Origin of the sequence: Pseudoduganella plicata (assembly GCF_004421005.1) — a bacterium.
GTDB lineage: Bacteria > Pseudomonadota > Gammaproteobacteria > Burkholderiales > Burkholderiaceae_D > Rugamonas > Rugamonas plicata.
This window is the reverse complement of sequence record NZ_CP038026.1, coordinates 3,460,161-3,486,642: the sequence shown is the minus strand read 5'-3', so window position 1 is coordinate 3,486,642 and position 26,482 is coordinate 3,460,161. Positions and strand designations below refer to the sequence as shown.

The window sequence follows — 26,482 nt, the reverse complement described above, 5'->3', positions numbered from 1 at the left end:
AGTGAACGCGGCGTGGGGACGCCGCAGTCACGAGCACACAATGATGTGCCTGGGGGTAGAAATGTTAAGAATATCCAATCACTACATCTCGAAGGTAGTGTTCAGCCTGTTGTTCCTGGAAGTGCTGATCCTGATCGGTTCGTTCTACGCGGGCGTGGGCCTGCGCTTCTACGACGGCGACGATTTCGCATTGCCGCAGATGGATCACTTCTTCATGTCGGCGTGCGTGTTCGCCGCCGCCATCGTGTTCAGCATGAGCGCCCTCGGCATGTACCAGATCGATTTCAAGGGCGGCCTGCGTACGCCATTCTTCCTGCAGCTGATGCCGTCGTTCGTGATGGGCTTCTGTATCCTGACGCTGGTGTTCTATATCGCGCCCGACTTGTACTTCGGCCGCGGCATCCTGTTCCTCGTGTTCGTGATCTCCGGCACGGGCATCGTGCTGACGCGCGCCATGCTGCTCAAGACCTCCGAGACGCGGTTCCTGGAATCGCGCATCCTCTTCATCGGCTGCGGCGCGCTGGCAAAGGAGTGCGGCGAACTGGCGCTGCGGCCGAGTAACTACCGCAAGTACCACGTGGCCGGCTATGTACGCGTACCGTCCGAACAGGTCGCGGTGCCGGAAGAGACGCTGCTGCCGTGCGAGGATGGCCGCTCGCTGATACAGCTGGTGCACCGCAACCGCGTCAGCGAAATCGTCGTCTCGGTGGAAAACCGGCGCGGAGGGGCCTTCCCCATTCAGGAGCTGCTCGACTGCAAACTGTATGGCATCAAGGTTACCGATGCCGCCACGTTCTTCGAACGCGAGACGTGCCAGATCCGCGTGGCTTCGGTCCAGCCCAGCTGGCTGGTATTCGGCGGCGGCTTCGACCAGGGCTTCGTGCGCAGCTTCATCAAGCGCGGCGTCGACGTCATCGCCAGCCTGGGGCTTCTGATCGTTTCGCTGCCTGTCATGCTGCTGACGGCGCTGGCCATCTTTGTCGAGGACCGCGCGCCGGTGTTTTATTCGCAGGAGCGGGTTGGCAAGGACGGCCGTGTGTTTCGCGTGCTGAAGTTCCGCAGCATGTACACCAACGCGGAGCAGGGCGGCACGCCGCAGTGGGCGGCCCGCAACGATCCGCGCATCACCCGCGTCGGCAACATCATCCGCAAGCTGCGCATCGACGAGCTGCCGCAGATTCTCAATGTGCTGAAAGGCGAGATGAGCTTCGTGGGGCCGCGCCCCGAGCGGCCGTACTTTGTCGACCAGCTGACGCAGCGGGTGCCGTATTACAACGTACGGCACAGCATCAAGCCGGGCATCACGGGCTGGGCGCAGGTGCGCTACGGTTACGGCGACTCCGTCGAGGACGCAGTGCAGAAGCTGCAGTACGACCTGTACTACGTGAAGAACAACAGTCTGTTTCTCGACGTGCTGGTGCTGATCGACACGTTCAAGGTGGTCGTGTTCCGGGGCGGGCGGTGAGTACCCGTCTCGTGGCGAGGCGCTGATGCCGGTCGGTACCGCCATCTTCAGTTACGCCAGCGCTGCGCTGGCGTTTGCAATATTGTGCCTGCTCCTGCTGACGGGCTGGCGCGGCCGCGCCCACGCCCGCGCCATTGCACTGGCCAGCGGCGCCATGGTGCTGTGGAGCGTGACGATGATATGGCTGGCGCGCGGCGGCCAGTCCGTGATGCTGGCCGAAGTCGTCGAGCTGCTGCGCCAGGGGGCGTGGTCGGCCGTGCTGCTGGCGTTGCTCGGGCACCTGCGTGCCAGGCGGGAAGGGCGGCGCAGCCGCCTCGCGCTGTGCGTGGCCGTCGCGTATGCCGTGGTCGTGACGGCTGTGGTGGCCGGTCGGCTGCTGCCATCGATGTTGACGTTCTACCTCGTCACGATCGGCCGCGTGACCCTGCCCGTGCTGGGCATCCTGCTGATCGAGCAGCTGTACCGCAACCGCGCCGCCGAGGAGCGCTGGGCCATCAAGTTCGCCTGCCTCGGCATCGGCGGCATCTTCGCCTACGATTTCTACATGTACAGCGACATGCTGCTGTTCCGCGAGATGAACGTGGAGCTGTGGGGCGCGCGCGGCATCGTCAACGCGCTGACGATGCCTCTGATCGCCGTATCCCTGGCGCGCAACGCCACCTGGTCGAACCAGATCGCCGTGTCGCGCCGCATCCTGTTCCATTCGGCCACGCTGGTGGGCGCCGCCGTGTACCTGCTGGCGATGAGTTCCGCTGCCTACTACCTGCGCTTTGTCGGCGGCGAGTGGGGCTCGCTGATGCAGCTGGCGTTCCTGTTCGGCGCTTCCGTGCTGCTGGTCAGTGTGCTGTTCTCGGGCAGTTTCCGCGCCTGGCTGCGCGTCTTCATCAGCAAGCACTTCTTCCGCTACAGCTACGACTACCGCGACGAGTGGCTCAGCTTCACACGCACGCTGTCGCAGCAGGGACCGGGGCTGGGCGTGCGCAGCATTCAGGCGCTGGCGGCATTGGTCGAAAGCCCCGGCGGCGCCCTGTGGCTGCGGCGTGACGGGCCGGATGCGCAGCGCTTCGAGCCGGGCGCGCACTGGGAGCTGCCGCCCGCCACCGCCATCGAACCGGCCGCGTCGCCCTTCTGCACGTTCATGGAAAGCAAAGGCTGGGTTGTCGAAGTGACGGAGGACGACGCGGACGCGCCGACGCTGCCCGCCTGGCTGGTGGCGATGCCGCGCGCGTGGCTGGCGGTGCCGCTGATGCTGCACGGGCGGCTGTTCGGCTTTGTCGTGCTGCAGCGCCCGCGCAGCCACGTGGCGCTGAACTGGGAAGTGCTGGACCTGTTGAAGATTGCGGGCACGCAGGCGGCCAGTTATCTGGCGCAGCAGGAAGCCGACAGTGCGCTGATGCTGGCGCGCCAGTTCGATTCGTTCAACCGTCTGTCGACGTTTGTCGTGCACGACCTGAAAAACCTGGTGGCGCAACTGTCGCTGTTGACGGCCAATGCGGAAAAGCACCGCGACAATCCGGCATTCCAGCGCGACATGCAGGAGACCATGGTGTACTCGGTGCAGAAGATGAAGCTGATGCTGCAAAAGCTCAGCCGCGGCGCCACGCAGGGCCAGGCGCGCGCGCTGTCGGTTGAACAGATCCTGAAACAGGCCGCCGCGCTGAAGGCGGCGTTCGAGCCGCGGCCCGTGCTGGAGATCGTGCGGTCCGACGCGATGGTGCTGGCCGATCCGGAACGGCTCGAACGGGTGCTGGGGCACCTGATCCAGAATGCCATCGAGGCCACGCCGAAAGAGGGCAACGTTATCGTACGGCTCGCAGCGGATGGCGAATGCGTGACCGTGGAGGTCAGCGACACGGGCCACGGCATGAGCGAGGAATTCATCCGCGAGCGGCTGTTCAAGCCGTTCGATTCCACCAAGTCGGCTGGCATGGGCGTGGGCGCCTTTGAAAGCCGCGAATATATCCAGGAACTGGGCGGCAGCCTGCGTGTGCACAGCACACCGCTGCGCGGCACCACGTTCCACGTGACGTTGCCGCGCTGGCGCGCGCACGCCATCGAGCAAGCCGCCTGAAAGGACTGTTGTGACGCAAACCAAACCGAAACTCCTGATCATCGAAGACGATCCGGGCCTGCAGAAACAGCTGCGCTGGAGCCTGGACGCGTATGACGTGGCGGTGGCCGGCGACCGCGAGGCGGCGCTGGCGCAGTTGCGCCGGCATGAGCCGGCCGTCGTGACGATGGACCTGGGCCTGCCGCCCGATCCGGATGGTGCCACCGAAGGCCTCGCCACGCTGCGGCAGATCCTGGCGCTGGCACCCGACACCAAGGTCATCGTCCTGACGGGCAACCAGGACCGCAGCCACGCCGTCAACGCGGTGGCGATGGGCGCCTACGATTTTCACCAGAAGCCATGCGAACCGGAGCTCCTGAGCCTTGTCATCCAGCGCGCATTCGTGCTGTACGGCCTGCAGCAGGAGCACCGCCGGCTGCAGCAAAGCCAGGCCGATTCGCCACTGGCGGGCATCGTCACGCGCGACCCGGCCATGCTGAAGGTGTGCCGCAACGTGGAGAAGGTGGCGCCCAGTTCGGCCACCGTGATGGTGCTGGGCGAGAGCGGCACCGGCAAGGAGCTGATCGCGCGGGCGCTGCACCAGCTGAGCCCTCGTTCGAAAGAGCGCTTCATGGCGATCAATTGCGCGGCCATTCCCGAAACGCTGCTGGAAAGCGAATTGTTCGGCTACGAGAAGGGCGCGTTTACGGGCGCGGTCAAGCAGACCAAGGGCAAGGTGGAGCTGGCGCATGGCGGCACGTTCTTTCTCGACGAGGTGGGCGACCTGCCGATGGCATTGCAGGCCAAGCTGCTGCGCTTCCTGCAAGAGCGCGTCATCGAGCGGGTCGGCGGGCATGAGGAAATTGCCGTGGACGTGCGCATCATCTGCGCCACGCACCAGAACCTGAAGACGCTGGCCGGTACGGGCCGGTTCCGCGAGGACCTGTACTACCGGCTGTCGGAAATCGTACTGACGATCCCGCCGCTGCGCGAGCGCAGCGGCGACGCCGTGCTGCTGGCCCAGCATTTCAAGAACCGCATCTGCCGCCAGGAAGGACGGCCGGCGCTGACGTTCGGCGCGGACGCGCTGGCGCAGATCGCGCACCACAAGTGGCCGGGCAATGTGCGCGAGATGGAAAACTGCGTCAAGCGCGCCGTCATCATGGCCAGCGGCACCGTCATCACGGCCGAGGACCTGGACCTGGACACGGACATCGACCAGTCGGCGCCGCGCCCGTTCAACTTGCGCGAAGTGCGCGAGAAGGCCGAATACCAGGCCGTCGTGGCCGCGCTGGCCGAGGTGGATGGCAATATCGTCAAGGCATCCGAGCTGCTGGGCGTGAGTCGGCCAACGCTGTACGACCTGCTTGAACGTCACGACATCAGGGCATCCGCCGCCTGACGGCTGGTGGACCGGGGCCGGCGCCCCGCCTGCTGCGGTGCCGGCACCAGTGCACCGGCCAGCGCCAGCAACAACAGCAGCAACGTCAGGCGCGGCACGTCGGTGATGCTGTCGAACAGCCCCACCATCATCGCCCCTGTCAGCGACGCCAGGAACACGGCGCTCATGTCGCTGCCCGCCAGCGCCTCGCGCAACAACCGCGCCGCGACCGACAGAATCAGGAACCCCAGCGCGGCGGCGCCCAGCCATCCCATCTCGAACACGGCATTGAGCATGAAGTTCTTGACATGCCACGGCATGTGATTGCGGTCGCTGCTGAAGAACCAGTAATCGTTGGCGGCGCTGAACGAGCCGTTGGCCAGCAGCTCGCGTCCGCTCGCGACATCGCGCACGCTGACGTTGTCGACTTCCAGCGCGCCACCCGCCGACTCGCTGGCGATCTGCAGCCGCACTGGCGCGTAACCGGCCAGCCAGTGCGGCTCGAAGGGCGCCGCAACGGTGCCCTCGTAATGCTGCCAGCCCCGCTCGCCCTTTTTCAGCTGCAGTCGCACGTGCTGGCAGCTGCGCGGATAGAGCAGCCAGCGCTCGCACAGGGCGATGCGGGGCATGACCTCGTCGCCACTGCGGCGCAGGTCCGCCGCCACCGTATAACGCGCGCCGGGACGGACGTCCACCTGCTGCAGGAATCGCAGTGCATCGCCGTAGCCGGCGCTGTACTGCGCCGCGCCAAGGCGCAGGTACGTATTCGTGCCTTCGCGCACATAGCTGAAGGTGCCGGGCATTTCGCCGTGCGTATTGCGCCACAGGTAGGTAGCCGGATATTTACCGAGACCCATGCCGGACAGCTGCGTGTCGGTATCGCGGTCCATCATTTCCAGCGCCTCGGACCAGTGCTGCAGCCGCACGCGCAGGTCGCGCGCCACCGTGGCGAAGCGCACCTCGGTGTAATAACTGCCGGTGACGGGGATGACGGTGGCCAGCACGATCAGCGCGCAGAAGGCCAGCATCAGCGCACGCTGGTCGAGGTGCCACATGGGCCGCGGCAGCCAGCGGTGCGCCGCCAGCAGCGCGGCGGCCGCCAGCGCGACGGCGGCACTGGCCAGGGCGGTCGGGCCGGCATGGTGCCAGGCAACCAGCAACGTCGCCAGCATCAGCGCCGGCAGGGCGGCCAGCAGCAGGACCACGCCCACGCCGGCGTGGCGCTGGCGCAGCAGCAGCGCGGCGCCGGCCGCGCCGGTCACGAAGGCCAGCGCATAGCTGACGTACGCGCCTTTCCATTGGTTCGATGCGGCGTCCGGCGCCAGCACGGACAAGGCAACGGCCGCCAGCACCAGCGCCAGCCCGACGGCGACGCCCAGCAGCGGTGCCCGCACCCGCGGTGCGGCGCCGCCGGCCAGCACGGCAAGCGACAGCGTGCCCAATGCGGCCAGCAAGCCGCGGTAGCCGCTGGCGGCAAACACCTGCGTCAGGCAAACGCCCAGGAGCACCAGCAATCCGAGCCCGCAGAAGAGCGTGCGCGCGCGCAGCCGTGCGCCGCGCAGTTCGCGGTAAGCGAGGATCAATGCCAGTACGGCGGCCGAGCTGACGTACGCCAGATAGATATCGCGCGAGAACAGCGTCAGTCCGGCAAAGGTTCCCAGCAGCAGGCAGCCCATGCCGAGGGCCAGCCGGACGCCGCCGACGCCGCTGGTCAGCCACATGGCAACGAACGGCAGCGCCATCGCCAGATAGGCGTCCAGCGCGGCGCCACCCGTGTGCATCGCCGAGAAAGGCGCCGTGGGGCGATAGTCGCTGGAAAAATTGAGCAGGCCAGGGAACTGCGTACGTTCCCAGGCCACGGCCAGGCCCGCACCGACAAGGCCGAGCAGCATGCCTGGCACCAGCAGCCGCGGCAGGTTTTCCAGCTGTGCGCCGGCACTGCGGCGCAGCAGCGGCAGCAGGGCGATCGGCCAGATGAACCCCTTCAGGATGCGCAGCGCATTCCACGGACTGATGTAGTTGCTGAAGGCATTGGCATCGAGCGGTGCGAAGGGCGTGATGCCGCGCCACGCCGCCACCGTCAGGCACAGTACCGTCAGCAGCAGCGCCAGCGCCGTCAGCGGCGGCAGCCGGACCGGCACCGGCACTGCGGCCAGGCGCCAGTAGCCGACGGCGCAGGTGGTCAGCAGCACGAGATCGAGTTCGACGAGATAGAACCAGCCGGTCCATGGCGCAAAATCCAGCACGGGCAGCAGCGCCGGCACGACGAGCAGCCAGGCCGTCGGCCGATACCACAGCAGCACGGCATACGCCGCGAGAGCGCCGAACAGCCACGGGCCGGTAGCCGGATTGGCCGCCAGCGGATACACCGACAGCGCCCCCGCCAGCAGCAGCAAGGCCGCGCAAGCACCGGCGCGGGCGCCCAGCGTGGCGATCATTGCGGCGCTTCAGTCCATTTGCCGGCCTCGGACAGGATCTTCTTCAGCCCGGGCAGGGGAAAGCCGGCACTGTACGCCTTCTGCGCCAGCGGCAGCGCGGCGTCGTACCGCTTTGCCTTCGCGTACACGAGACCCAGGTTGTAGCTGATGGCGGCATCGTCCGGCGCCAGCGTGGCGGCGCGCTCCAGCATTTCCAGAGCGCGCTTGTCCTTGCCCTCGCCATACAGGTACTGGGCATACAGCGCCCAGGCGGCGCCGTCGTCCGGCTGGAAGCGCACGGCCCGTTCGAAATAGCATTCCGTGGGAAAGTGGGCGCCGGGCGGTTGCGGACTGCGCAGCTTCTGCGACAGTTTCATCATGGTGAGCAGGCCGCGCGGGTGGTTCGGCACGGCGCGCAGCAGATAATCGAGGTCGCCGCCGATGTGTCCCGTGGCGCCGCGCCGCAACGTCTGCACGTCTTCCGTGAAGTGAAAGTCCTCCACCACACCCAGCTTCGACTGCGGCGTGCTGCGGAAATCGAACGGGCCGTAGCCGTTTTTCAGGTCGCCGCAATAGGGGGCGGCCGCAGCCAGCCCGCTTGCGCCCAGCATGGACAGAACCAGCAGCGCCTTGCACTGCCCGGCAATCAATTGCATCCGTTGCGACGTCATATTTCCTCCGCTTGATTGGGCACGGGATTGGTGACGCCCCGGGCGGCCAACTGGTCCAGCAGCCGCGCCAGCTGTGCCGCCCGTGCGCGGCGTGACGCGCCCGCCACCGCGGACGGCGTCGCCACGGGGGCGGTGCCGGCGCGCACTTGCCCGATGAAACGCAGCAGCGCCTGGGCGATCAGGTCGCGCCGGTCCAGTGGTGCGATCGTATCGATCCCCGCCTGCAACAGGGCGCCGGCCGTGTCGCCGACCGGATCGGTCAGCGCCAGCACGGGCCGCCCGGCGCGCAGGTATTCGTACAGTTTAGCGGGGATCTGGTGATTGCAGTTGGCCGCCTGCAGTACCAGCAGCCCGTCCGCGCCCAGCATCTCGGCCAGCGCTTCGCGGTACGGAATATGGGGCGCCAGCGTGACGAAGGCCCCGATGCCGTGTCGGGCGATCAGGCCTGCCAGGTACTCGTCGTGCGCGGTGGCGCGCAGTACCACGCGCAGCTCGCCGGGACGCAGCTGTCCGGCTGCCTGCAGCGCGGCGAGCGCCGCGAACAGCTCTACCGGGTCGCGTTCGGACGGATAGACGATGCCGCTGTGGACCAGGGTAAACGGCGCGGCCGGATCGCGCGGCGGCGGGTTAGGCGCGCCGTTGAAATTCTCCTCATCATAGCCGTTCTCCACCAGGAGGAAGCGCTCGGGCGGCACGTCTGGGTAGCGTTGCTGGTAGTTGCGCACGGCGCCGGCGGTGGTGCAGACGACGGCGCAACTGTGCCGCACGGCGCGGTCCTCGATCCAGCGATAGACCCGGCGCGTCAGCGGATTGACGGGATAGTCGACGTCCGTCATCGGATCGCGCATGTCGGCGATCCACGGCAGGCCTGTCAGCTTCGCCAGCACCAGGCCGATCAGGTGCGCGCTGGCGATCGGGTACGTCGACCAGATCGCCTCCGGACGATGGCGGCGGATCAGTTTCTGGCCGGCCGGCACGGCGCCGAAGACCCACGATACCCAGCGGTCCGGCAGCGCCAGCCAGCGCGGGTAGCGGCCGCCCAGGGCCAGGTGGCGCGACGTGTCGAGGGCGAAGGCGCGGTGCACCACCGCTTGCGAGGGATCTCCCGCAACTGGTCGGCGCCCTGGCGTTCGTAGGCGCGCGGGTGCGCCGTCAGCACCAGCGGCTGCCAGCCCAGCGCGGGCAGATATTGCGAAAACTTGAGCGTGCGCTGGATGCCGCTGCTGCCGTGCAGCGGCGGAAAGTGGAAAGCGATCATCAGCACGCGCTTCACCATGCGCGCACCCAGTCGGCGGTCCAGTCGGCGACCTGGTCGCGCCAGGCGCGGCGCGAGAACGTGTGGTCGGCCTCGGCGAGCGTGCGGCGCTGCACCTGCGGCGCGGCCAGCAGGCGGCGCCATGCCGGCGACGCCCCTGCCATGTCGAGAAATTCCCTGGCCGTCAGGTCGTTGCCGCTGTCGATCAGCAGCACGTTGCCGCCAAACGCGCGCATGCCGCGCAGCATGCGCTCATGCAGGCCAGGGCTCTCGGCCGGTGCCGAGGCGGGACGGCGCAGCGCCTTGCCGGCCAGCCTGAAAAATCCGCCAGCCGCCGCGCGCCAGTCGAAGCGGCCGCTGACGAGTTTTCTCCACAGGTCCGGCTGCAGCAGCCGCGCGCGGTAGTAGTGGCGCAACGTGGTGCCGGCAAGTCCCGCTTCCGTCCGTGCCCAGGGGTTCAGCAGCACCAGTCCCTTGACGCGCTCGTCCTGCCCCGCATAGAACAGCGCGGCCGAAGCGGCGTCGCACAGGCCCCAGATGACGACCTCGCGCAGGCTGGGCACGCGGGCGCAGAACGCGTCGATGGCGGCGCGCAGGTCGGCATCGACGTCGGTGAAGTCGCGCTGCTCGCCGGTGCTGTCGCCCATGCCGCGGTAATCGAAGCGCAGTGCGGGGATGCCGCGAGTGGCCAGGCTGCGGGCCAGCAGGGCAAACTGGCGATGGCTGCCGGCCCGGTACTGTGGTCCGCCGACGGCGATCAGCACGCCGCGCTGTGGCGCATCGCCGGCGGGGCTGAGGATGCCCGTCAGCCAGTCGCCCGCGCAGGGAAAGGACAGGGCCAGTTCATCCGGCTGCATGATGGAGGGGCTGCAAGACGTGACGGGTCTGGTCGAGCAAGGCGGGACACGTGGCGATTTCCTGCGTCGCCCAGAACTGCGGCCCGGGCACCGCACGCGCGTCCACGAGGATGCCGGCATCCTGCCAGCGTCCGACGATGCGGGCCGCGGCGGACGGCAACGGCCGTCCGGCCTCGGGTACCACTTCCAGCCAATGCACCGGGCAGGGCGGCGGCATGGCGCCCGCATCGTGGGCGTCGATGGCCGCCGCCAGCGCGGGGTTGAGGAGGTAGCCGGCGATCTCCAGCGCGTAGCCTTCAGCCAGTTGCGTGCGCAGCGCGGCGGTACCGCCGCCCGCGCCACCGTCGGCCGTCAGCATCTGGCTGGCAACGGCAAGGCGCAGGAACTGCGTCAGAAAGACGGCGCCGCTGGTGACGGGTTGCCACAGCAGCAGGAACGCTGGCGCCTCGGCCGCCCTGCGGGCATGATCGAGCGCCAGCAATGCGCCCAGGCGCAGGCCCCAGATCGCGGGAGCCTCGCTCAATGTGGCGCCAAGACGGTCGCGCAGCCAGCGGCTGGCGCGATCCACGTCGGCCAGCCAGCTGTCCCAGGTGGCGTCGCCGAAGTCGCCGGCGCTGTCGCCGCAGCCATGCAGGTCGATGCGCAGGACGGCATAGCCATCGGCGGCCAGCGCCGCGGCCTGCAGGGAGGCCATGCGGCGGCTCTTGTTCATCTCTTCGGCGAACGGGTGCAGGTAGACGATGGCGCCGCGGCAGGCCGGCGCATCAGGGAAAGAAGCAGGAGGATAGTAGAGGCAGAAGCGGGCATCGGCACCGCCGTCCAGGAAGAACGGTTGCGGCGGCTGCGCGGCTGCCCCGGGTTTCATGCGGTCTGTTTGAGACGGACAAAGTCGGTGAGGCTGCCCAGCGTGGCGAAGGTGGCGGCACTGATTTCGTCATCGTCGATGGCGAAGCCGAACTGCTCTTCCAGTGCGCCGATCAGCTGGACCACGGCCATCGAATCGAGCTCCGGAATGCTGCCCAGCAGGGCGGACTGTTCCGTCAGGGCGGCGCCGGCAGGGCCGAGGCTGAGCACGTCGATCACGATGGTTTTTACTTCTTCTTGCAAATCCATATTTACTCCAGAGGTTCCACAGCCGGCGCATACGCTGCCGGGATTGCGCTTTCAACAACGATTTCGCCGAGTATAACCCGCGTGCGGCCTTTGCGGCCAGCAACAGCCTGCCTTTTTCGGCCCGTATCAAGAAAGGAAACAACAGCCTCGGCGGCTGTTGTTTTTGGACCGTAAAGCATGCCAAAATGACCAGAAGTCGCCATTCGATAAGTTGTAAAATGTAAAGGTCTTTGGCCCCCGCGTTGCCACGCTACTGGAACTTCCATGTCCGATCTCATTCATGACTTCATCTTTCGTTCCGCGCAGCGCACGCCCGATGCCGAAGCGCTGGTCTATGGCCAGCGCCGCCTGACCTACGCCCACCTGGCGCGGCTGGTCAAGTGCGCGGCAGCGGCGCTGCTGGCCCACGGGCTGGAACGGGGCGAGCGCGTGGCCGTCTACCTTGAAAAGAACGTGGAAAACGTGGGCGCCATGTTCGGCGCCGCCGCGGCCGGCGGTGTGTTCGTGCCCGTCAATCCGCTGCTGAAACCCGAGCAGGTGGGCTATATCCTGGCCGACTGCAACGTGCGGGTGCTGGTCACGTCCATCGACCGCCTGAAGCTGCTGCTGCCGGTCCTGGCGGGCTGCCGCGATCTGCGCACCGTGCTGGTGACGGGCGTCTCGGAAGAGCTGCCGGCGCTGCAGGGCGTCGAACTGCTGGCCTGGGACGACACGCTGTCCACCGTCGCCGTCACCGACACACCCGCGCACCGCGCCATCGACGGCGACATGGCCGCCATCCTGTACACCTCGGGCAGCACGGGCAAGCCGAAAGGCGTCGTGCTGTCGCACCGGAACATGGTGGCCGGTGCCGTGAGCGTGGCGGGTTACCTGGACAACACACCCCAGGACCGTATTCTGGCCGTGCTGCCGCTCAGCTTCGATTACGGCCTGTCGCAGCTGACGACGGCGTTCCACGTGGGCGCCACGGCGGTATTGATCAACCACCTGCTGCCGCGCGACGTGCTCAATGCCGTCATGGCCGAACGCATCACGGGACTGGCGGCCGTGCCGCCGCTGTGGATCCAGCTGGCGCAGCTGAACTGGCCGGCGGACTGCACCCTGCGCTATCTGACCAACTCGGGCGGCGCGATGCAGCGTCCGACCCTCGACGCGCTGCGCCGCGCACTGCCCGCGGCGCGGCCGTTCCTGATGTACGGCCTGACCGAAGCGTTCCGCTCCACCTTCCTGCCGCCGGAAGAACTGGACCGCCGCCCCGATTCGATGGGCAAGGCGATCCCGAATGCGGAGGTGATGGTGCTGCGCCCGGACGGTACCGAATGCGCGCCGGGCGAGCCGGGTGAGCTGGTGCACCGCGGCGCCCTGGTTTCACTGGGTTACTGGAACGATCCCGCCAAGACGGCCGAGCGCTTCAAGCCCATCGCGCCACGTCACTATGGGCTGCCGCTGACGGAACTGGCGGTGTGGTCGGGCGACACGGTGCGCAAGGACGAAGAAGGCTTCCTGTACTTCATCAGCCGCAGCGACGAGATGATCAAGACGTCGGGCTACCGCGTCAGCCCGACGGAGGTGGAAGAAGTCGTGTACGCGCGCGAGCACGTGGCCGAAGCGGCGGCGCTGGGCATCGCGCACCCGACACTGGGCCAGGCCATCGTGGTGATCGCGTATCCGCGCGACGGCGCCGCGCTGATGGCGTCCGATCTCCTGGCCGCCTGCAAGCCGCACCTGCCGGCATATATGCTGCCGCAGAAGGTCGTCATCAGCACGGCGCCGCTGCCGCGCAACCCGAACGGCAAGATCGACCGCAAGCTGCTGTCCAGCCAGTACGAGAACGCCTTTACGGAGGCACCATGACCGCCGCGCGCCCGCAGCACGCGCCCTTGATCCAGTTCGCCGTCGTCGACGATTGCCTGCAGGTCGGCGGCATTCCCCTCACACGGCTGGCCCAGCGTGTCGGCCAGACGCCGTTCTATGCCTACGACCGGGCGGCGATGACGGCTCGCGTAGCCGAACTGCGCCAGCACCTGCCGCCCGACGTGCACCTGCACTACGCGATGAAGGCCAATCCAATGCCGGCCGTGGTGCAGCATATGGCGACGCTGGTGGACGGCATCGACGTCGCCTCGGGCGGCGAACTGCGCGTGGCGCTGGACACGCCGATGGACCCGCTGCACATCAGCTTTGCGGGACCGGGCAAGAGCGACGCCGACCTGTCGATGGCAATCGCCGCCGGGATCGTCCTCAACCTCGAGTCGGAAGGCGAGATGGAACGCGCCGCCGCCATCGGCGCGCGGCTGGGCGTCACGCCGCGCGTCAACGTGCGCGTCAACCCGGATTTCGAGCTGAAATCGTCCGGCATGAAGATGGGCGGCGGACCAAGACAGTTCGGCGTCGATGCGGAACGGGTGCCCGCCATGCTGGACCGGATTGGCGCGCTGAGCCTGGACTTTTACGGCTTTCACATCTTCAGCGGTTCGCAAAACCTGAAGGTGGCGGCATTGCAGGAGGCGCACGAGAAAACGCTGGCGCTGGCGATCCGGCTGGCGCAAAGCGCCCCGCGCCCGCCCCGCGTCGTCAATATCGGCGGCGGCTTCGGCATTCCGTATTTCCCCGGCGAGGAGCGGCTCGACCTGGCGCAGGTGGGCAGTAATCTGGCCGCGCTGCTCGAGACGGCACGCCCGCCATTGCAGGGCGCGCGCATCGTCATCGAACTGGGGCGCTACCTGGTCGGCGAGGCGGGCGTGTACGTCTGCCGCATCGTCGATCGCAAGGAGTCGCGCGGCCAGGTCTACCTGATTGCCGATGGCGGCCTGCATCATCACCTGTCCGCGTCCGGCAACTTCGGCCAGGTGATCCGCAAGAATTACCCGGTCGTCATCGGCAACCGCGTGCAGGGCGACGCGCGCGAAAAAGTGTCCGTGGTCGGGCCGCTGTGCACACCGCTGGACTTGCTGGCGGACGGCATGGAGCTGGCGCATGCACAGCCGGGCGACCTGGTGGCCGTGCTGCAGTCGGGCGCGTACGGCATGACGGCCAGTCCCGGCGCATTTCTCAGCCAGCCCGCTGCCGTGGAAGTTCTCGTCTAATCTGACCGTTATTCCCTTGGGGGCCGTATGAGCGGACTGTGTGGGTGGATCGGCCACGGTGCGGCCGAGCAGGACCTGATCGACCGGATGGCGGCGCCGCTGGCGCGCTTCGACGGTGCTGCCATCGAAGCGGTCAATGGCGCCCGCGCCGCCGTCGCGGTGGCCGCGGGCGATGCGGCCCGGCACCTGTACGTGGCGGACGGGTTGCTGGTCGCGCTGTGGGGGCATCCCGTGGCGCGCGAGCCGGCGCTGGCCGAAGTGGCGGCGGCGCACGGCCTGGCCGCCGCGCTGGCGCAGCAGTGGCGGCACGGACCGGAGCACGTCTGCGATGCGCTGGCCGGCCCGTTCACGCTGTGCATCGTCGACGAACGGGCCGGCGAGGCGGTGCTGGCGATCGACCGCATGGGTGTGCAGCCGTTGACGTGGCAGCTGGCGGGCGAAGCGCTGCTGTTCGCGTCGTCCGCCGATGCGCTGCGCGTGCATCCGCTGGCGCGGGCCGCCATCGATGCGCAGGGCCTGTACAACTACGTGTATTTCCACATGGTGCCGTCGCCCGGCACCATCTACCGCGGCCAGCAGCGCCTGCTGCCGGGGGAGCTGCTGCATTACCGGCAGGGCCGCGTCGAGACGCGCCGTTACTGGCGCATGGCATTCCAGGAAAACGGCGCGCGCTCGTTCGACGACCTGCGTGAAGAGTTCATGGACCAGCTCAAAAGCGCCGTGCGCAACGCCACTGCGCACGGGCGCATCGGCGCTTTTCTGAGCGGCGGCACGGACAGCTCGACCATCGCCGGCATCCTGTGCGACGTGAGCGGCAATGGCGCCGACACGTATTCCATCGGCTTCGAAGCGCAGGGTTACGACGAGATGGAATACGCGCGCATCGCGTCGCGCCATTTCGGCACGCGCCACCATGAGTACTATGTGACGCCCGACGACGTGGCCGCCGCGATTCCCCAGGTGGCCGCCATCTGCGACCAGCCGTTCGGCAACGCGTCGGCCGTGCCGGCATTTTACTGCGCCCGCATGGCCCGCGCCGATGGCATCACGCGCATGCTGGGCGGCGACGGCGGCGACGAACTGTTCGGCGGTAACGAGCGCTATGCCAGGCAGCACGTGTTCGCGCTGTACGACCGCGTGCCCCGGCTGCTGCGCAAGGCGCTGCTGGAGCCGGCCGTGTTCAATTTCCCCGGCGGCGAACGGGTGCGCCTGCTGCGCAAGGCGCGCAGCTATATCGAGCAGGCGTCCGTGGGCATGCCGGCCCGGCTGGAGACGTACAACCTGCTGAGCCGCTATGGTCCGCAGCAGGTATTCACGGACGACTTCCTGGCCGGCGCCGATATCGGCCAGCCGCTGGCGGCGCTGGCGCGCACGTACGGACAAAGCGAAGCGAAAAGCCTGATCAACCGGATGCTGGCGCTGGACCTGAAAATCACCCTGGCCGACAACGACCTGCCCAAGGTCATGAAGGCGTGCGAGCTGGCCGGCGTGGAGGTGGCGTTCCCGTTCCTGGACGATGCCATGGTCGCGTTCTCGGCCGGACTGACGCCGCAGCAGAAGCTGAACGGCACGCAGCTGCGCTGGTTCTTCAAGAAGGCGCTGACGGGCTTCCTGCCGGACGCCATCATCACGAAACAGAAGCACGGCTTCGGGCTGCCGTTCGGCGTCTGGTTGCAGCAGCACAAGCCGTTGCAGCAACTGGCCAGCGACAGCTTGATGGACTTGCGCAAGCGCGGCATCGTGCGCGGCGATTTTATCGAGCAGCTGGTCGGCCAGCATTTGGCCGAACACGCGGGCTATCACGGCACGATGGTGTGGGTGCTGATGATGCTGGAGCAGTGGTTCAGGCAGCGCAACGTGACGCTGTAAATGGGCCCCGGAGGCTGTCGTAAATACCCCATGATTGGCGGGCCCGGCTATTGATTGGCGACGGCGCCCGTGTCACTATCGACATTGTCGATTTTTCAACGAGTCAATCATGTCCACGCAATTTCCCAAGGTGAGCGCGGCTGTTGCGGGCGCTCTGATGCTGGCCGCCGTGCTGGGCGCCTGCAAATCCGAGTCGCCGGCCACATTGATCGAGGAAGCGAAACGCTACGAACAGAAAGGCGACAACAAGGCGGCTGTCATCCAGCTCAAGAATGCCCTGAACATCAGCCCCGACAACGCCGAGGCGCGCGCCATGCTGGCAAAGATAGCGCTGGAAACGGGCGATCCGCTGTCCGCGGAAAAGGAAGCGCAGCGTGCACTGGCATTAAACTATCCGGCCGAACAGATCGCGCCCGTACTGGCGCGCGCGCTGGCATACCAGGGCAAGTACCAGGATGCCCTCGACGCCCTGGGCAAGCTGGCGCCTTCCGCGGATGTGCTGGCGCTGCGGGGCAGCGTCTACGTCGGCCTTGGCAAGGGCGATGAGGCGGAACAGGCATTTACTGCCGCTACGGAAAAGCAGCCCGGCCATGGCGACGCGCTGGTCGGCTTGGCGCGCTGGAAGGCGTCGCAGCAGGACTGGACAACGGCGGGCAGGCTCGTCGAGGGCGCGCTGAAAGCCCATCCCGACCACGTGGGCGCGTGGCAGCTGAAAGGCGACCTGCTGCGGGTGCAGAACAAGTCCGCGGAGGCGCTGGCGGCCTATCGGCAAATTTTGAAGATCAAGCCGGACCACCGCACGGCGCACCTGGAACAGGCCGCGCTCAATATCGCCGCCGGCAAGTACGACATCGCCCAGGCCGATATCAACGCGGCCCGCAAGACCACGCCAAACAGTTTTCTGGTCGCCTACCACCAGGCGCTGCTCGACTACTCGCTTGGCAAGCTGAAGGATGCCCAGACCAATCTGCTGAAGGTGCTGCAGGCGGCGCCCGACGACAAGCCGAGCCAGCTGCTGGCCGGTGCCGTGGCGCTCAAGCTGGGCCAGCTCGGCCAGGCGGAAGACTATCTGCGCAAATACGTCGAATGGAATCCCGCCAGCGGCTATGCGCGCAAGATGCTGGTCAGCACGTTGCTTAAAAGCGGCCGCGGCCGCGATGCGCTCACCGTGCTGGCCCCCGCGTTGAAAGAGGGCAAGGATCCCGCCGTGCTGCACCTGGCCGGCGAGGCCGCCATTGTCACCAAGGAATTGGGCAAGGCGGCGACTTACCTGAACGAGGCAATCCGGCTGGCGCCGGAAGCGGCGCCGCCGTACCGCACCCTGGGCATGGTCAAGCTGGGACAGGGCGACCGCGCCGGCGGGCTGGCCGCGTTGCAGAAGGCCGTCGATCTCGACCCTGTGTCGCTGGAGGCGGGGGAATCGCTGATCGGCGCGCTGGCCGACGCAGGCCAGTACGACAAGGCCCTGGCAACCGTCACGGTGCTGGAGAAGGCGCAGCCCGCCAATGCGGCCGTGCAAGTGATGAAGGGCAATATCCATCTGGAGCGCAAGGACCGGATCAAGGCGCGTGCCGCGTTCGACCAGGCGCTCGCGATCGAGCCGGCCCACCTGCCCGCCATTGCCGGGCTGGCGCGACTGGACCAGCAGGAGAAAAAGGCGGCGCAGGCGCGCCAGCGTTACGTGGCGCTGCTGGCAAAGCAGCCGGACAACGCAGCGGCGATGACGGCACTGGCCCAGCTGGAGATCGCCCAGGGCCGGCGCCAGGAAGGCGTTGCATGGCTGGAGAAGGCCATCAATGCCGACAGCGGCGACGTCGAAACGGCCCTGCTGCTGGGCCAGCAATACCTGGCGCTGGACATGCCGCAAAAGGCGCAAACGTTGCTGCGCCGCTACCGTATCAGCCATCCCGGCAACGTGGGCGTGCTCGATGCGCTCGGCCAGGCGCAACTGGCGAACAAGGACGGTCCGGCCGCGCTTGAATCGTTCAACCGCATGGCCAGCGCGGCACCAGGGGCGGCAATGCCGCAGATCCGCCTGGCCGTGGCCCAGCTGATGATGAAGAACCCGACGGCGGCAGCGGCCAGCCTGAGCAAGGCCGTGACGCTGGAGCCGGACAATATCCAGGCGTACGTGGCCAAGGCCGAGCTGGCCGCCAGCGAGAAGGATTTCGCGCAGGCAACGGCGATCCTGCGCCAGGTGCAGAAGCAGTTCACTGCTTCGCCCATCGGGCATACGCTGGAAGGCGATATGCTGCTGCAGCAGGGCAATCCGAAAGCGGCGCTGGTCCCGTACGAGCGCGCCCTGGCCATCGACGGTTCAGCTGCCAACACCATCAAGCTGGCCAAGGCCATGCACGATGCCGGCATGGCGCCGGAGGCCGACCGGCGCGTGGCGGCATTCCTGCGCACGTATCCGGGCGAGCCGGTCGCCACCATGTATTTTGCCGACGGGCATATGGCAGCGCGGCGCTATCCCGAGGCGGCGAAGCTGCTGGAAGGGCTGGCACGCAGCACGCCGGATAATGTGGTCGTCCTCAACAACCTGGCCTGGGTGTATCAGCAGATGCGCGACGCGCGCGCGTTGCCGACCGCCGAGCAGGCGCTTGCCCTCAACGGCGAAAATCCGGACGTGCTCGATACCGTCGGCTGGCTGCTGGTCGAGCAGGGCAAGTACGACCGGGCCATCGCGCTGCTCAGAAAAGCGGCGTCCGCCGCCCCCAAACAGCCTCAAGTGCGGTACCATCTTGGTGTTGGTTTATATAAATCCGGCGACAAGGCCGGCGCGCGCAAGGTGTTGCAAGAAGCCCTGGCGCAGGGCTCCGGCTTCCGCGAAGCCGAGCAAGTCAAGGCACTGCTGAATCAGCTGTGACCGATGTTTCCACATAAAAATAGCGTTTCACCATAATTATTTTGTTGACGAGTAGAACGGCGTCCTGATGACCGGTGGTCAGCCGGTACGCCGTATCCACGATGTCGGCAGGGGAGTGTGCTATGGCCTCAGAGCTTCCGAGGGTCGACGGCGACGAACCGCTTGGGGAGGAATCCACCGAGCCGTTGGTTTGCGCTGTCGAAGAGGATAACTCTGCCAACATAACGCACGTGACAATCAATCAGACCGATTTCGGTATCCGCGTTGCCGATACCGAAGCTGGGCGTGCTTCCGTAAGCATGCTCATCAATAAGATGTATGCATGGCGCGGCTATGCGGGAACGCACCGCGTCGACAACAATCCCAACCGTATCACGCTGGCCGCTTCCGACAAGGGAGAAGTCATCGGTACCGTGACGTTGGGAATCGACTCATCCATGGGAATTCTCGCGGATGAAGTATTCCACGACCATATCGAAGCGTTCCGCGCGCGTGGCGCCAAGGTTTGCGAGATCACCAAGCTCGCCTTTGCGCCGCATGTGAAATCGAAAATGGCGTTGGCATCGCTGTTCCATGTCCTGTTTATTTACGGACATTATCTGCACAAGTGCACGGACGTGTTCATCGAAGTGAACCCGCGGCACCGGCGCTATTACCAGAGCATGCTGGGCTTTACGCAGGTCTGTGAGGTGCGCAATAATCCGCGTGTGGACGCCCCAGCGTATCTGCTGTACGTCAGCATGGACTACGTAAACGAGCAAATCAACAAGCTCGGGGGACGCAGCAAGCAGGTCGAGGGGGATCGGTCGCTGTACCCGTATTTCTTCTCGCCCCGTGAAGAGCGCGGGATTGCCGACCGGCTGCTGTCGATCGGCTGACCTGACGTGCGGCGTCGGAGACAGGCACCCGTCGGTGCCTGTCTCCGACGCATTGCCAGCTCCACCACGGGGTCATGTCCGACATTGGGACAAACGGGTTCGAAGGCTCAGCTCGTGTTCAAACGTCCGGCCTGACCCTGTTGTGAAAAAGGCCCGGGATGTCCGGGCCTGTTGGTTTTCCGCCGGCAGCCGCCGGCGCGGCAGTGTTACAGCTTGCGGCGACGCACCTGCGCCAGGCCCAGCAGGCCCAGGCCGATCAATGCCAGCGAAGTCGGCTCCGGAACGGGGATGGCGATCGACTGGCCGAAGAAGTTGCCCGTGCCGGCCACGTGGCTGATGCCCTCGCCAGGGAACGGCTGGGTGAAGCTGGTGCTGAACGACAGGTCCGAACCGTCGACCTGCTGGTCGGTGTTGAAGTTGGCCGCTGCCAGGCCGCCCACGACGTCCAGCTGACCCAGGCCGCTCAGGTTCGGCGGCTCGACGGCGTTGATCGTACCCAGCAGCGTGGCGCCGTTGAGCTCATGGCCCACCAGGCTCAGCCAGAGTTCGCCGAGGCCTGTGTTGGCGTCGTTCATCGTCGTCGGGTCGTTCGGATTGATGGTCGATGGGCCGTCGTTGCGGAAGATCTGCACGATCCCGCCGGCGTACGTCGTCGTGTTGCCGTTGGTAACGATCGGCGTATAGCCGCTGAACTTGAAGGTCAGTTCGCAGCCCGGGCAGAACTGCGACTGGCCGTAGCCGTTCATGGTCGACACGAAGCCGAAGCCGCGCAGCGAGCCGTCCGGCTGGATAAACTGCTGGATCTGCACGGACGACGACGAGAAGTCGATCGGATAGTCCGGGTCCCACGTCACACCGCCGACGGTGGTGGGAATGGCCATGGCCGAGCCCATGGTCGAGATCGCCACTGCCGCGCCCAGCAAAACTTTTTTGAACATATTCATTGTCGCTACTCCTTGATGTGATTTCCTGCTTTGACAGGGGCGGACTGTTCCACCACGCATAGTCATAAGCAAAGCACATGCCAAGGTGTTCCGATGTTTGATAAGTCCCTGATTTGGCTCAGGTTGTAAGTGAATCCGACGGTTTTGCGCCCGTTCGACCGGACACACTGTAAAGTTCTCCGACAGTGCTTCTCGTCAGTAGCGGCCCGGCGAGATGATGCCGTCCGGGTCCAGGGCCGCGCGCACGCGAGCATTGAAGGCGGCTGCCTGTGGCATGCGTTCGTTCAGCCGGGCCATCGAGTCGACCGCCACGCGGTAGGGGAAGACGCCCAGCGCGTGGCCGGCGTCGACAAGGGCGTCGTAGCAGGCACGGGTGCGCTCGGCCGCGCCCGGTTCGTCCTGGTCGAACAGCAGCGGGACGGTGCTGTCGAACAGCCGGTCGCTGATCGACGTGAATGTCAGCAGCGGCTCCAGGCTGTGCTCGCGCGTTACGCGCGTGACCATATCGACGTAGCGGCGTGCATCGGCACCACGCATCGGCACCAGCGGCGCATACCAGCGCAGGCCGCAGCGGTCGCGCGTCGGGTTGCGGTCGGTGGCGGGCTGCCCGGTCCGATTGCGCCAGTAGGCCAGCGGCAGTGCCGTTTCGTTGGGCCGTCCGCCCACCAGTTCCAGCCCCTGCGCCACCGTCTGGACGGTGCGCGACACAGCATGCCCCATAGTGCCCGGCAGGAGGCCGGCCACGCGCGCCAGCAGTTGCGCATTGGCAGGGCTGAGGAACAGCAGCCGGCTCGCCACGCCACGCAGCGCAGCGCGGATCTCCTTTTGCGCCGCCGCCACGACGCGGGCGCTGCCGTACAGCGTGCCGAATCCCGTCCAGGGCGCGATCTGGTATTGCCGGCCGAGACGTTCGACGACGTCCAGTGGGATCGTTCCGCTGCCCGCCTCGGCGGTGGGATACGGCGCCGTCATGGCTAGCACGCGGTGCCGGTTCATCAGGTTGATGCCACCCACGGTGCCTGGAAGCAGACCCAGCACATGGCGGATGCGTTCGATGGCCGGCTCCAGCAACGCGTCCTCGCGCAGGTTGAACAGGCAGACCTTGACGGCCTCGGGCCGCCGCGCCAGCACGATCGCCATGCGGGTGACGATGCCGAGGCCGCTTTGCGTGAACATGCCGACGGAGTACATCCCCAGGTTCCACTTGAACAGGCGCGCCAGCTCCTCGTTGCCCGCTTCGCGCAGCGCCGTGCGGTACACGGTGCCGTCGGCCAGCACCGCTTCCAGGTCGGTGACGGCGCCGAAGTGGTCCGTGTGCGGCGTGATGCCGTAGCCACGCTCGAGCGCATTGCCGAGCAGGCTGGCGGAGGGACCGGCCCCCGTCACCGGCACCATGAATGGATGATTGCCGGCGTCGAGAAACTGCGCCAGCATGCCTTGCGTCACACCGGGTTCGAGCGTGACGACGCCCAGTTCGGCATCGAACGAGAAGCGGCGCATGCCGGACAGGTCGAGGATGACGCCATCGTCGCGTACGGGAAGCGCGCTGCCGTAGCCCCAGTTACGGCCGGTGCTGATCGGGTAGACGTGGCGTCCGTGCCGTCCAGCAATGCGCAGCACCTCCGGCAGCGCGGCACCGTTGTCGATGCGCAGCGCTGCGGCGATGCGGCGCTGCACGCCGCTGGCATCGCCGCCGTAAGCGGCCATCGCGGCACTGCCGTCGAGAACCTCGGCAACGCCGGGGACGGCGCGCCATTCGGCCATTGCCGAGCTGATCGCATCATTCATGGGGGAGGCTTTGACGGGTGACCTTCCGATGGTAATCGTGAATAGGCGAGCTGTACAAGCTAACGATGCGTTGCACGTAATTGCGTGTCTCGCGGAAGGGCGGTACGCCGCCGTGGCGCCGCACGGCGTTCTCGCCGGCGTTGTATGCTGCCGCCACCAGACGCACGTCGCCGTTGAATTGACCCACCAGCCAGCGCAGGTACGCCAGGCCGCCGCGGATGTTCGCTTCCGGATCGAACGGATTGACGACACCGAAGCGGCGCGCGGTTGCCGGAATCAGCTGCATGAGCCCTTGCGCGTTGCGTGGCGACACGGCGTTGGCGCGGAAGCCCGACTCGACGGCGATGACGGCCAGCGCCAGCGCGGGATCGATGTCGTAGGCGGGCGCCAGTCGTTCGACCAGCCGTTGTACGGGGGCGGTGGAAGCGGGGTAGGACGGCAGGGCCACCGCATCCGGCACCGGCGCAGCGGCCGCCACGACAGGCGCGGGTGGCGGCTGCATGCAGGCTGGCAGCGCGGCATCGGAGTGGGCCGGCATGGATGCCATCAGCGTGGCTGCCTGCGCGTGCTGTTGCCCGGCGGCCAGCGCGAACAGCCGCCACGCCATGCCGTCGTCGCGCGCTAAACCGCGGCCGTTGGCGATCATCCAGCCCAGTGCGTATTGCGCGTTGGCATCGCCCAGCCGGGCCGCATAACAGTACAGGTTGGCGGCCAGCGTCTCGTCGCGGGGCACGCCCTCGCCGTGCTCGTGGCGCGCGGCGGCGGCAAGGACTGGTACGAGCGACTGGGCGGTCGCCGCGCCGCAGCACAGCAAGCCGGCCAGCAGGCCGAGTAACTGCAATGCATTTCGGGTGACGCGCGCCATGACCGCCTCCTTCACTTCTCGTTGCGGGCGACTGCCCGCTCTGCCATTGTAGTGGGCGGTTGGCGCCGCTTCAGGCGGCTTCCTGCCGCGGTTTGCGTAACGACAAGGTCGCCTTATGAAACAGGTGTCGGGCCAGCAGCCGCGGCGGCATGCGCAGCCAGTTGCCGCGCACGTACAGCAGGAACCGCGCTGTCGGGCTCAGCCAGTCCGCGCAACTGCGGTGCTCGGGCAGCAGTGCACGGCGGAACAGCGCGTCCATGAACCCCAGCAGCGCGGGCGGCGGCGCCGCATCCGCCAGCTCGTCCGTCACGGCCGCCGGGATAGGCGTGTCCAGCAACATCGCGCTGTAGCGCAGTGCGTAGAACAGCGGCCGCGTCAGCTCCAGCTGCCGGGCGCGCGGCACCAGTTGCGCCCAGAACCGTGCGTCGCCACCGAAGTGGCCCAGCAGGCGGTCGATGTCGACCAGGTCGCGCAAGCCATTGCGGTATTCGCCATCGCTGAACAGGTGCACGGCGCTGTGCAGCAGCATGTCCGCCGGGGCCAGCACCCGCACGTCGGGCTCGCCGGCGACGGGCAGCGATGCCGCTCGCAGCAGCGCGGAATCGGGGCGCGACGACGCCGTCTTCGGCAGGATGGCGTGGTGCACGTCGATCATCGATTCACGCCGCAGGTGCTGCATCGGCGGCAGCTCGTGCATCCACTCGCGGTAATAGCGCTGGTCGTAGGCATCGTGGTGGGTGCCGGCCCAGCCGGCCATCATCAAGGCCGCTTCCGCCTCGGCCAGGCGCACTTCCGGCACGAGGATATCGATATCGGAAAACAGCCGGCCCTGGCCCGGCGGCAATCCCGTGACGCTGTACGCGGCGCCTTTCAGCAGCAGCACAGGCATGCCCAGCCCGCGCAGCGCCTGGCGGATCAGTTTCACTTCCCAGCGCACGGCCTGACGGTGGCGCCGCGCCAGCATGCCGGCCCAGTCGAGGTGTTCGCGCGGGCGTGGCGGCACGCGCGAGAACAGGCCGTGTTCGTCCAGCAGGTGACCGAGCGTCGCCATCAGGTTGGCGGCGCCCGCCTGGCGCAGCAGCAGGTCCCATGCGGCATCGTCCAGTGTGACGATCATGGCGGGGCGGCGCAGCGCCTGCAGCAGCAGGGGCGTGGCCTTCATGCGCCCGCCAGGCTGTCGAAAAACGCCAGCGCTTCGTCCAGCACGCCGTACGTCAGGCGCCATCCCGGTGCCGCGTCGACCACGGCCGCCAACGCATCGAAGCCTTCCGCGGCCAGCAGGCTGTAATTGAAACAGTTGGCGGCCAGTTCCATGAACGTGTCGGCCCGCGCCTGCGGCTGCGCCGTCAGCGGCGCGCCGGCCTCGTAGCGGGGAAAGACCACCCAGCCGGGAAGCGCCGTGTCCGCCGCGCGGGCAACGCTGGCGCGCGGCGCCTTCATGTGCGCGACCGTGCCCTTGGTGGTGTCCGTGACGGGCCGACTCAGCGTTGCGTCCGGCACGTACGCGCGGATGACGTCGATGGAGCCGTTCTTCAGGCTGATGGGGCGCGGCAGCGGCACCAGCATGCCGTCGTCGAGACGGAGCAATGTCAGCTCGTCGGACAGCAGGCGCCAGCCGCCGCGGCCGACCAGCGCCGCGCACAACGTGCTTTTGCCGGAACCGGGCGGGGCGGGAAGGATCGCGGCCCGGCCGTTTTTTTCCACCACGGCGGCATGCACGATCAGGTACCGGTTGGCGCGGCTCGATATACACCAGTTCAGCCCCCACTCGAACATGGGAAACGCCTGATCCAGCGGCAGTGGGCGAAACAGCGAGCGGCCGTCGTACAGCAAGGTCACCTGCGGCTTGATCCAGCGGCGCGGCGTCAGCGGCCGGGTCAGCTGCAGATGAAAATCGGCAAAGGCGGTGTCGTCCAGCAAAGGATAGTCCGCGTACAGCAGATGGAGGCTGTCGGCCACGCTGGCGATGCCGGTGTGCAGGCGTGTGGCGAAGCGGCCCGTGCGGAGAGTCAGGCCCGGGCCGGCCAGCGCTGCGCGCAGCTGCGCCGGGCTGAGGGAGGCCAGCTGCGTCATGCCGCCTCGATCAGGTCCAGGTGACGCAGATTGTCCAGCAGCTCGGCCAGGGCCGGGTCGGCCAGCTCCGCATCGGCGATCAGGCCGTCGCGCAGGTCCAGCAGCAGGGCCAGCGCCGGCTCGGATAGCTGGTGGGTGGCACCGGACAGATCGTTGTACAGCACGGCCGTGCTGTCCCAGCAGCGATGACGCAGCCTCTGCCCCGCAACGATCCGCCAACCTTTCATCAGTCAAACGTGCTCTGCAGGTACTCGGCGATGCGCCCCCCGTCCCAGCGCACGCCCGCTGTGGGGGTGTAAAAGCCGCTGGCCTGGTATTCGTTCCAGATCGCCTGCAGCTGCCGTTCCGTCTGGAAGGTGGACAGCCCGCCCTTGACGTTGAGCCAGCACGCGACGAGGTGGCGGCCGATGCCGAATTTGTCGAAGGACTTCGGTACCAGGATGGCGCTCAGCGACACGCTGCCGTAGGACTTGTAGTTGCGGGCATCGCAGGCGAACACGCGCGAGAAGGGCATGCTCTTGTCGCAGCCGCCGGGCCAGCTGCTGTTTTTCCAGTAGCCCGGGGAGCGGCCGGAACAGACCGGCTTCGCGCCCCGGAAACTCTGCAGGCCCCCCGACAGCGAACCCGATGCCGTGGTGCACACCTCGGCCGCCATGCCCGGCTGGCCGTGCAAGGTCAGCAGCACCCCCGACGCGACCGCGCCGGCTCGCGTGAAGCGCCGGCGCGACAGGCCTTGCTGGCTGAGCGGTGCGGGCGGCATCGGCGCCGGTTCGGCAGTAGGGTCGGGCGGGATTGGGGTGACCACAGTTCAGTCCTCGGTAATTGCCTAACTGGCAGGACACTCGACAAGCAATCTATATACCAGCGGCAGCAATGCGGTGCGCGCTATTGTCGAATCAAT

At 67.1% G+C, this 26,482-nt stretch carries 22 protein-coding genes; 8 read left to right on the top strand and 14 right to left on the bottom strand.

Annotated features, from left to right (window positions below):
- The first annotated feature begins 61 nt into the window (after positions 1-61).
- The 3 genes from E1742_RS15215 to prsR are packed head-to-tail and all read left to right on the top strand — an operon-like array spanning position 62 to position 4,917.
- On the top strand, positions 62-1,465 hold the full coding sequence (locus E1742_RS15215; RefSeq protein WP_134385776.1) for a TIGR03013 family XrtA/PEP-CTERM system glycosyltransferase: 1,404 nt from the start codon (positions 62-64) through the stop codon (positions 1,463-1,465).
- 25 nt (positions 1,466-1,490) lie between these two features.
- Positions 1,491-3,536, top strand: coding sequence for an XrtA/PEP-CTERM system histidine kinase PrsK (gene prsK / locus E1742_RS15210; RefSeq protein WP_134385775.1), 2,046 nt, complete (start codon positions 1,491-1,493; stop codon positions 3,534-3,536).
- Positions 3,537-3,546: 10 nt separating this feature from the next.
- On the top strand, positions 3,547-4,917 hold the full coding sequence (prsR, locus tag E1742_RS15205; protein WP_134385774.1) for a PEP-CTERM-box response regulator transcription factor: 1,371 nt from the start codon (positions 3,547-3,549) through the stop codon (positions 4,915-4,917).
- On the opposite strand, the gene E1742_RS15200 is transcribed toward prsR, so the two are convergent.
- The 7 genes from E1742_RS15200 to E1742_RS15170 all read right to left on the bottom strand — a co-directional run bounded on the left by E1742_RS15200 (position 4,890) and on the right by E1742_RS15170 (position 11,475).
- Complete coding sequence (locus tag E1742_RS15200) at positions 4,890-7,334, bottom strand: hypothetical protein (protein ID WP_134385772.1); 2,445 nt, start codon at positions 7,332-7,334, stop codon at positions 4,890-4,892. The two genes, prsR and E1742_RS15200, sit on opposite strands and share 28 nt — an antisense overlap.
- Positions 7,331-7,984, bottom strand: a complete 654-nt coding sequence (locus tag E1742_RS15195; RefSeq protein WP_134385770.1) for a tetratricopeptide repeat protein — start codon at positions 7,982-7,984, stop codon at positions 7,331-7,333. The genes E1742_RS15200 and E1742_RS15195 overlap by 4 nt, the downstream gene beginning before the upstream one ends.
- Positions 7,981-9,069 carry a glycosyltransferase gene (locus tag E1742_RS15190; protein ID WP_307721879.1) on the bottom strand — a complete coding sequence of 363 codons (1,089 nt, stop codon included), beginning with the start codon at positions 9,067-9,069 and terminating at the stop codon, positions 7,981-7,983. Before E1742_RS15190 ends, E1742_RS15195 begins: the two co-directional genes overlap by 4 nt.
- A gap of 184 nt (positions 9,070-9,253) precedes the next feature.
- Positions 9,254-10,096, bottom strand: a complete 843-nt coding sequence (locus E1742_RS15185) for a hydrolase 1, exosortase A system-associated (protein ID WP_134385768.1) — start codon at positions 10,094-10,096, stop codon at positions 9,254-9,256.
- A complete protein-coding gene (locus E1742_RS15180) occupies positions 10,083-10,961 on the bottom strand; it encodes a hydrolase 2, exosortase A system-associated (protein WP_134385766.1) in 879 nt (292 codons plus the stop codon). Before E1742_RS15180 ends, E1742_RS15185 begins: the two co-directional genes overlap by 14 nt.
- Positions 10,958-11,209: an acyl carrier protein gene (locus tag E1742_RS15175; protein WP_134385764.1), complete on the bottom strand. Its 252-nt coding sequence runs from the start codon at positions 11,207-11,209 to the stop codon at positions 10,958-10,960. Before E1742_RS15175 ends, E1742_RS15180 begins: the two co-directional genes overlap by 4 nt.
- Positions 11,210-11,211: 2 nt before the next feature.
- Complete coding sequence (locus E1742_RS15170) at positions 11,212-11,475, bottom strand: hypothetical protein (RefSeq protein WP_134385762.1); 264 nt, start codon at positions 11,473-11,475, stop codon at positions 11,212-11,214.
- On the opposite strand from E1742_RS15170, the gene E1742_RS15165 reads away from it, so the two are divergent.
- The 5 genes from E1742_RS15165 (at position 11,474) to E1742_RS15145 (ending at position 19,911) form a co-directional block, all read left to right on the top strand.
- Entirely contained in the window at positions 11,474-13,063 is a 1,590-nt protein-coding gene (locus tag E1742_RS15165; RefSeq protein WP_134385760.1) for an acyl-CoA ligase (AMP-forming), exosortase A system-associated, read from the top strand. The two genes, E1742_RS15170 and E1742_RS15165, sit on opposite strands and share 2 nt — an antisense overlap.
- Positions 13,060-14,295, top strand: a complete 1,236-nt coding sequence (locus E1742_RS15160; RefSeq protein ID WP_134385758.1) for a pyridoxal-dependent decarboxylase, exosortase A system-associated — start codon at positions 13,060-13,062, stop codon at positions 14,293-14,295. Before E1742_RS15165 ends, E1742_RS15160 begins: the two co-directional genes overlap by 4 nt.
- Before the next feature lie 27 nt (positions 14,296-14,322).
- Entirely contained in the window at positions 14,323-16,164 is a 1,842-nt protein-coding gene (locus tag E1742_RS15155) for an asparagine synthetase B family protein (protein ID WP_134385756.1), read from the top strand.
- A gap of 109 nt (positions 16,165-16,273) precedes the next feature.
- Entirely contained in the window at positions 16,274-19,033 is a 2,760-nt protein-coding gene (gene prsT / locus E1742_RS15150) for an XrtA/PEP-CTERM system TPR-repeat protein PrsT (RefSeq protein ID WP_134385755.1), read from the top strand.
- 122 nt (positions 19,034-19,155) lie between these two features.
- Positions 19,156-19,911, top strand: coding sequence for an N-acyl amino acid synthase FeeM domain-containing protein (locus tag E1742_RS15145; RefSeq protein WP_229465994.1), 756 nt, complete (start codon positions 19,156-19,158; stop codon positions 19,909-19,911).
- A 206-nt stretch (positions 19,912-20,117) separates the two neighbouring features.
- On the opposite strand, the gene E1742_RS15140 is transcribed toward E1742_RS15145, so the two are convergent.
- The 7 genes from E1742_RS15140 to E1742_RS15110 form a co-directional block, all read right to left on the bottom strand.
- Positions 20,118-20,855, bottom strand: coding sequence for a PEP-CTERM sorting domain-containing protein (locus E1742_RS15140; RefSeq protein ID WP_189569323.1), 738 nt, complete (start codon positions 20,853-20,855; stop codon positions 20,118-20,120).
- A gap of 195 nt (positions 20,856-21,050) precedes the next feature.
- Positions 21,051-22,643 (bottom strand): FAD-binding oxidoreductase, encoded by a 1,593-nt coding sequence (locus E1742_RS15135; RefSeq protein ID WP_134385751.1) that lies wholly within the window; start codon positions 22,641-22,643, stop codon positions 21,051-21,053.
- On the bottom strand, positions 22,636-23,508 hold the full coding sequence (locus tag E1742_RS15130; protein ID WP_134385749.1) for a lytic transglycosylase domain-containing protein: 873 nt from the start codon (positions 23,506-23,508) through the stop codon (positions 22,636-22,638). Before E1742_RS15130 ends, E1742_RS15135 begins: the two co-directional genes overlap by 8 nt.
- A 70-nt stretch (positions 23,509-23,578) precedes the next feature.
- Positions 23,579-24,670, bottom strand: coding sequence for a nucleotidyltransferase domain-containing protein (locus E1742_RS15125; RefSeq protein ID WP_134385747.1), 1,092 nt, complete (start codon positions 24,668-24,670; stop codon positions 23,579-23,581).
- Complete coding sequence (locus tag E1742_RS15120) at positions 24,667-25,581, bottom strand: HprK-related kinase A (protein ID WP_134385745.1); 915 nt, start codon at positions 25,579-25,581, stop codon at positions 24,667-24,669. Before E1742_RS15120 ends, E1742_RS15125 begins: the two co-directional genes overlap by 4 nt.
- Complete coding sequence (locus E1742_RS15115; RefSeq protein WP_134385743.1) at positions 25,578-25,808, bottom strand: hypothetical protein; 231 nt, start codon at positions 25,806-25,808, stop codon at positions 25,578-25,580. The genes E1742_RS15120 and E1742_RS15115 overlap by 4 nt, the downstream gene beginning before the upstream one ends.
- Complete coding sequence (locus E1742_RS15110) at positions 25,808-26,386, bottom strand: hypothetical protein (RefSeq protein WP_134385741.1); 579 nt, start codon at positions 26,384-26,386, stop codon at positions 25,808-25,810. Before E1742_RS15110 ends, E1742_RS15115 begins: the two co-directional genes overlap by 1 nt.
- Between the last annotated feature and the right edge of the window lie 96 nt (positions 26,387-26,482).

Bases quoted from the DNA above. Each gene is read 5' to 3' on its own strand.
- E1742_RS15215 (WP_134385776.1), top strand. From the start codon at position 62: ATGTTAAGAATATCCAATCACTACATCTCGAAGGTAGTGTTCAGCCTG.
- prsK (WP_134385775.1), top strand. From the start codon at position 1,491: ATGCCGGTCGGTACCGCCATCTTCAGTTACGCCAGCGCTGCGCTGGCG.
- E1742_RS15200 (WP_134385772.1), bottom strand. From the start codon at position 7,334: ATGATCGCCACGCTGGGCGCCCGCGCCGGTGCTTGCGCGGCCTTGCTG.
- E1742_RS15195 (WP_134385770.1), bottom strand. From the start codon at position 7,984: ATGACGTCGCAACGGATGCAATTGATTGCCGGGCAGTGCAAGGCGCTG.
- E1742_RS15185 (WP_134385768.1), bottom strand. From the start codon at position 10,096: ATGCAGCCGGATGAACTGGCCCTGTCCTTTCCCTGCGCGGGCGACTGG.
- E1742_RS15180 (WP_134385766.1), bottom strand. From the start codon at position 10,961: ATGAAACCCGGGGCAGCCGCGCAGCCGCCGCAACCGTTCTTCCTGGAC.
- E1742_RS15175 (WP_134385764.1), bottom strand. From the start codon at position 11,209: ATGGATTTGCAAGAAGAAGTAAAAACCATCGTGATCGACGTGCTCAGC.
- E1742_RS15165 (WP_134385760.1), top strand. From the start codon at position 11,474: ATGTCCGATCTCATTCATGACTTCATCTTTCGTTCCGCGCAGCGCACG.
- E1742_RS15170 (WP_134385762.1), bottom strand. From the start codon at position 11,475: ATGGAAGTTCCAGTAGCGTGGCAACGCGGGGGCCAAAGACCTTTACAT.
- E1742_RS15160 (WP_134385758.1), top strand. From the start codon at position 13,060: ATGACCGCCGCGCGCCCGCAGCACGCGCCCTTGATCCAGTTCGCCGTC.
- E1742_RS15155 (WP_134385756.1), top strand. From the start codon at position 14,323: ATGAGCGGACTGTGTGGGTGGATCGGCCACGGTGCGGCCGAGCAGGAC.
- prsT (WP_134385755.1), top strand. From the start codon at position 16,274: ATGTCCACGCAATTTCCCAAGGTGAGCGCGGCTGTTGCGGGCGCTCTG.
- E1742_RS15145 (WP_229465994.1), top strand. From the start codon at position 19,156: ATGGCCTCAGAGCTTCCGAGGGTCGACGGCGACGAACCGCTTGGGGAG.
- E1742_RS15140 (WP_189569323.1), bottom strand. From the start codon at position 20,855: ATGAATATGTTCAAAAAAGTTTTGCTGGGCGCGGCAGTGGCGATCTCG.
- E1742_RS15135 (WP_134385751.1), bottom strand. From the start codon at position 22,643: ATGAATGATGCGATCAGCTCGGCAATGGCCGAATGGCGCGCCGTCCCC.
- E1742_RS15130 (WP_134385749.1), bottom strand. From the start codon at position 23,508: ATGGCGCGCGTCACCCGAAATGCATTGCAGTTACTCGGCCTGCTGGCC.
- E1742_RS15125 (WP_134385747.1), bottom strand. From the start codon at position 24,670: ATGAAGGCCACGCCCCTGCTGCTGCAGGCGCTGCGCCGCCCCGCCATG.
- E1742_RS15120 (WP_134385745.1), bottom strand. From the start codon at position 25,581: ATGACGCAGCTGGCCTCCCTCAGCCCGGCGCAGCTGCGCGCAGCGCTG.
- E1742_RS15115 (WP_134385743.1), bottom strand. From the start codon at position 25,808: ATGAAAGGTTGGCGGATCGTTGCGGGGCAGAGGCTGCGTCATCGCTGC.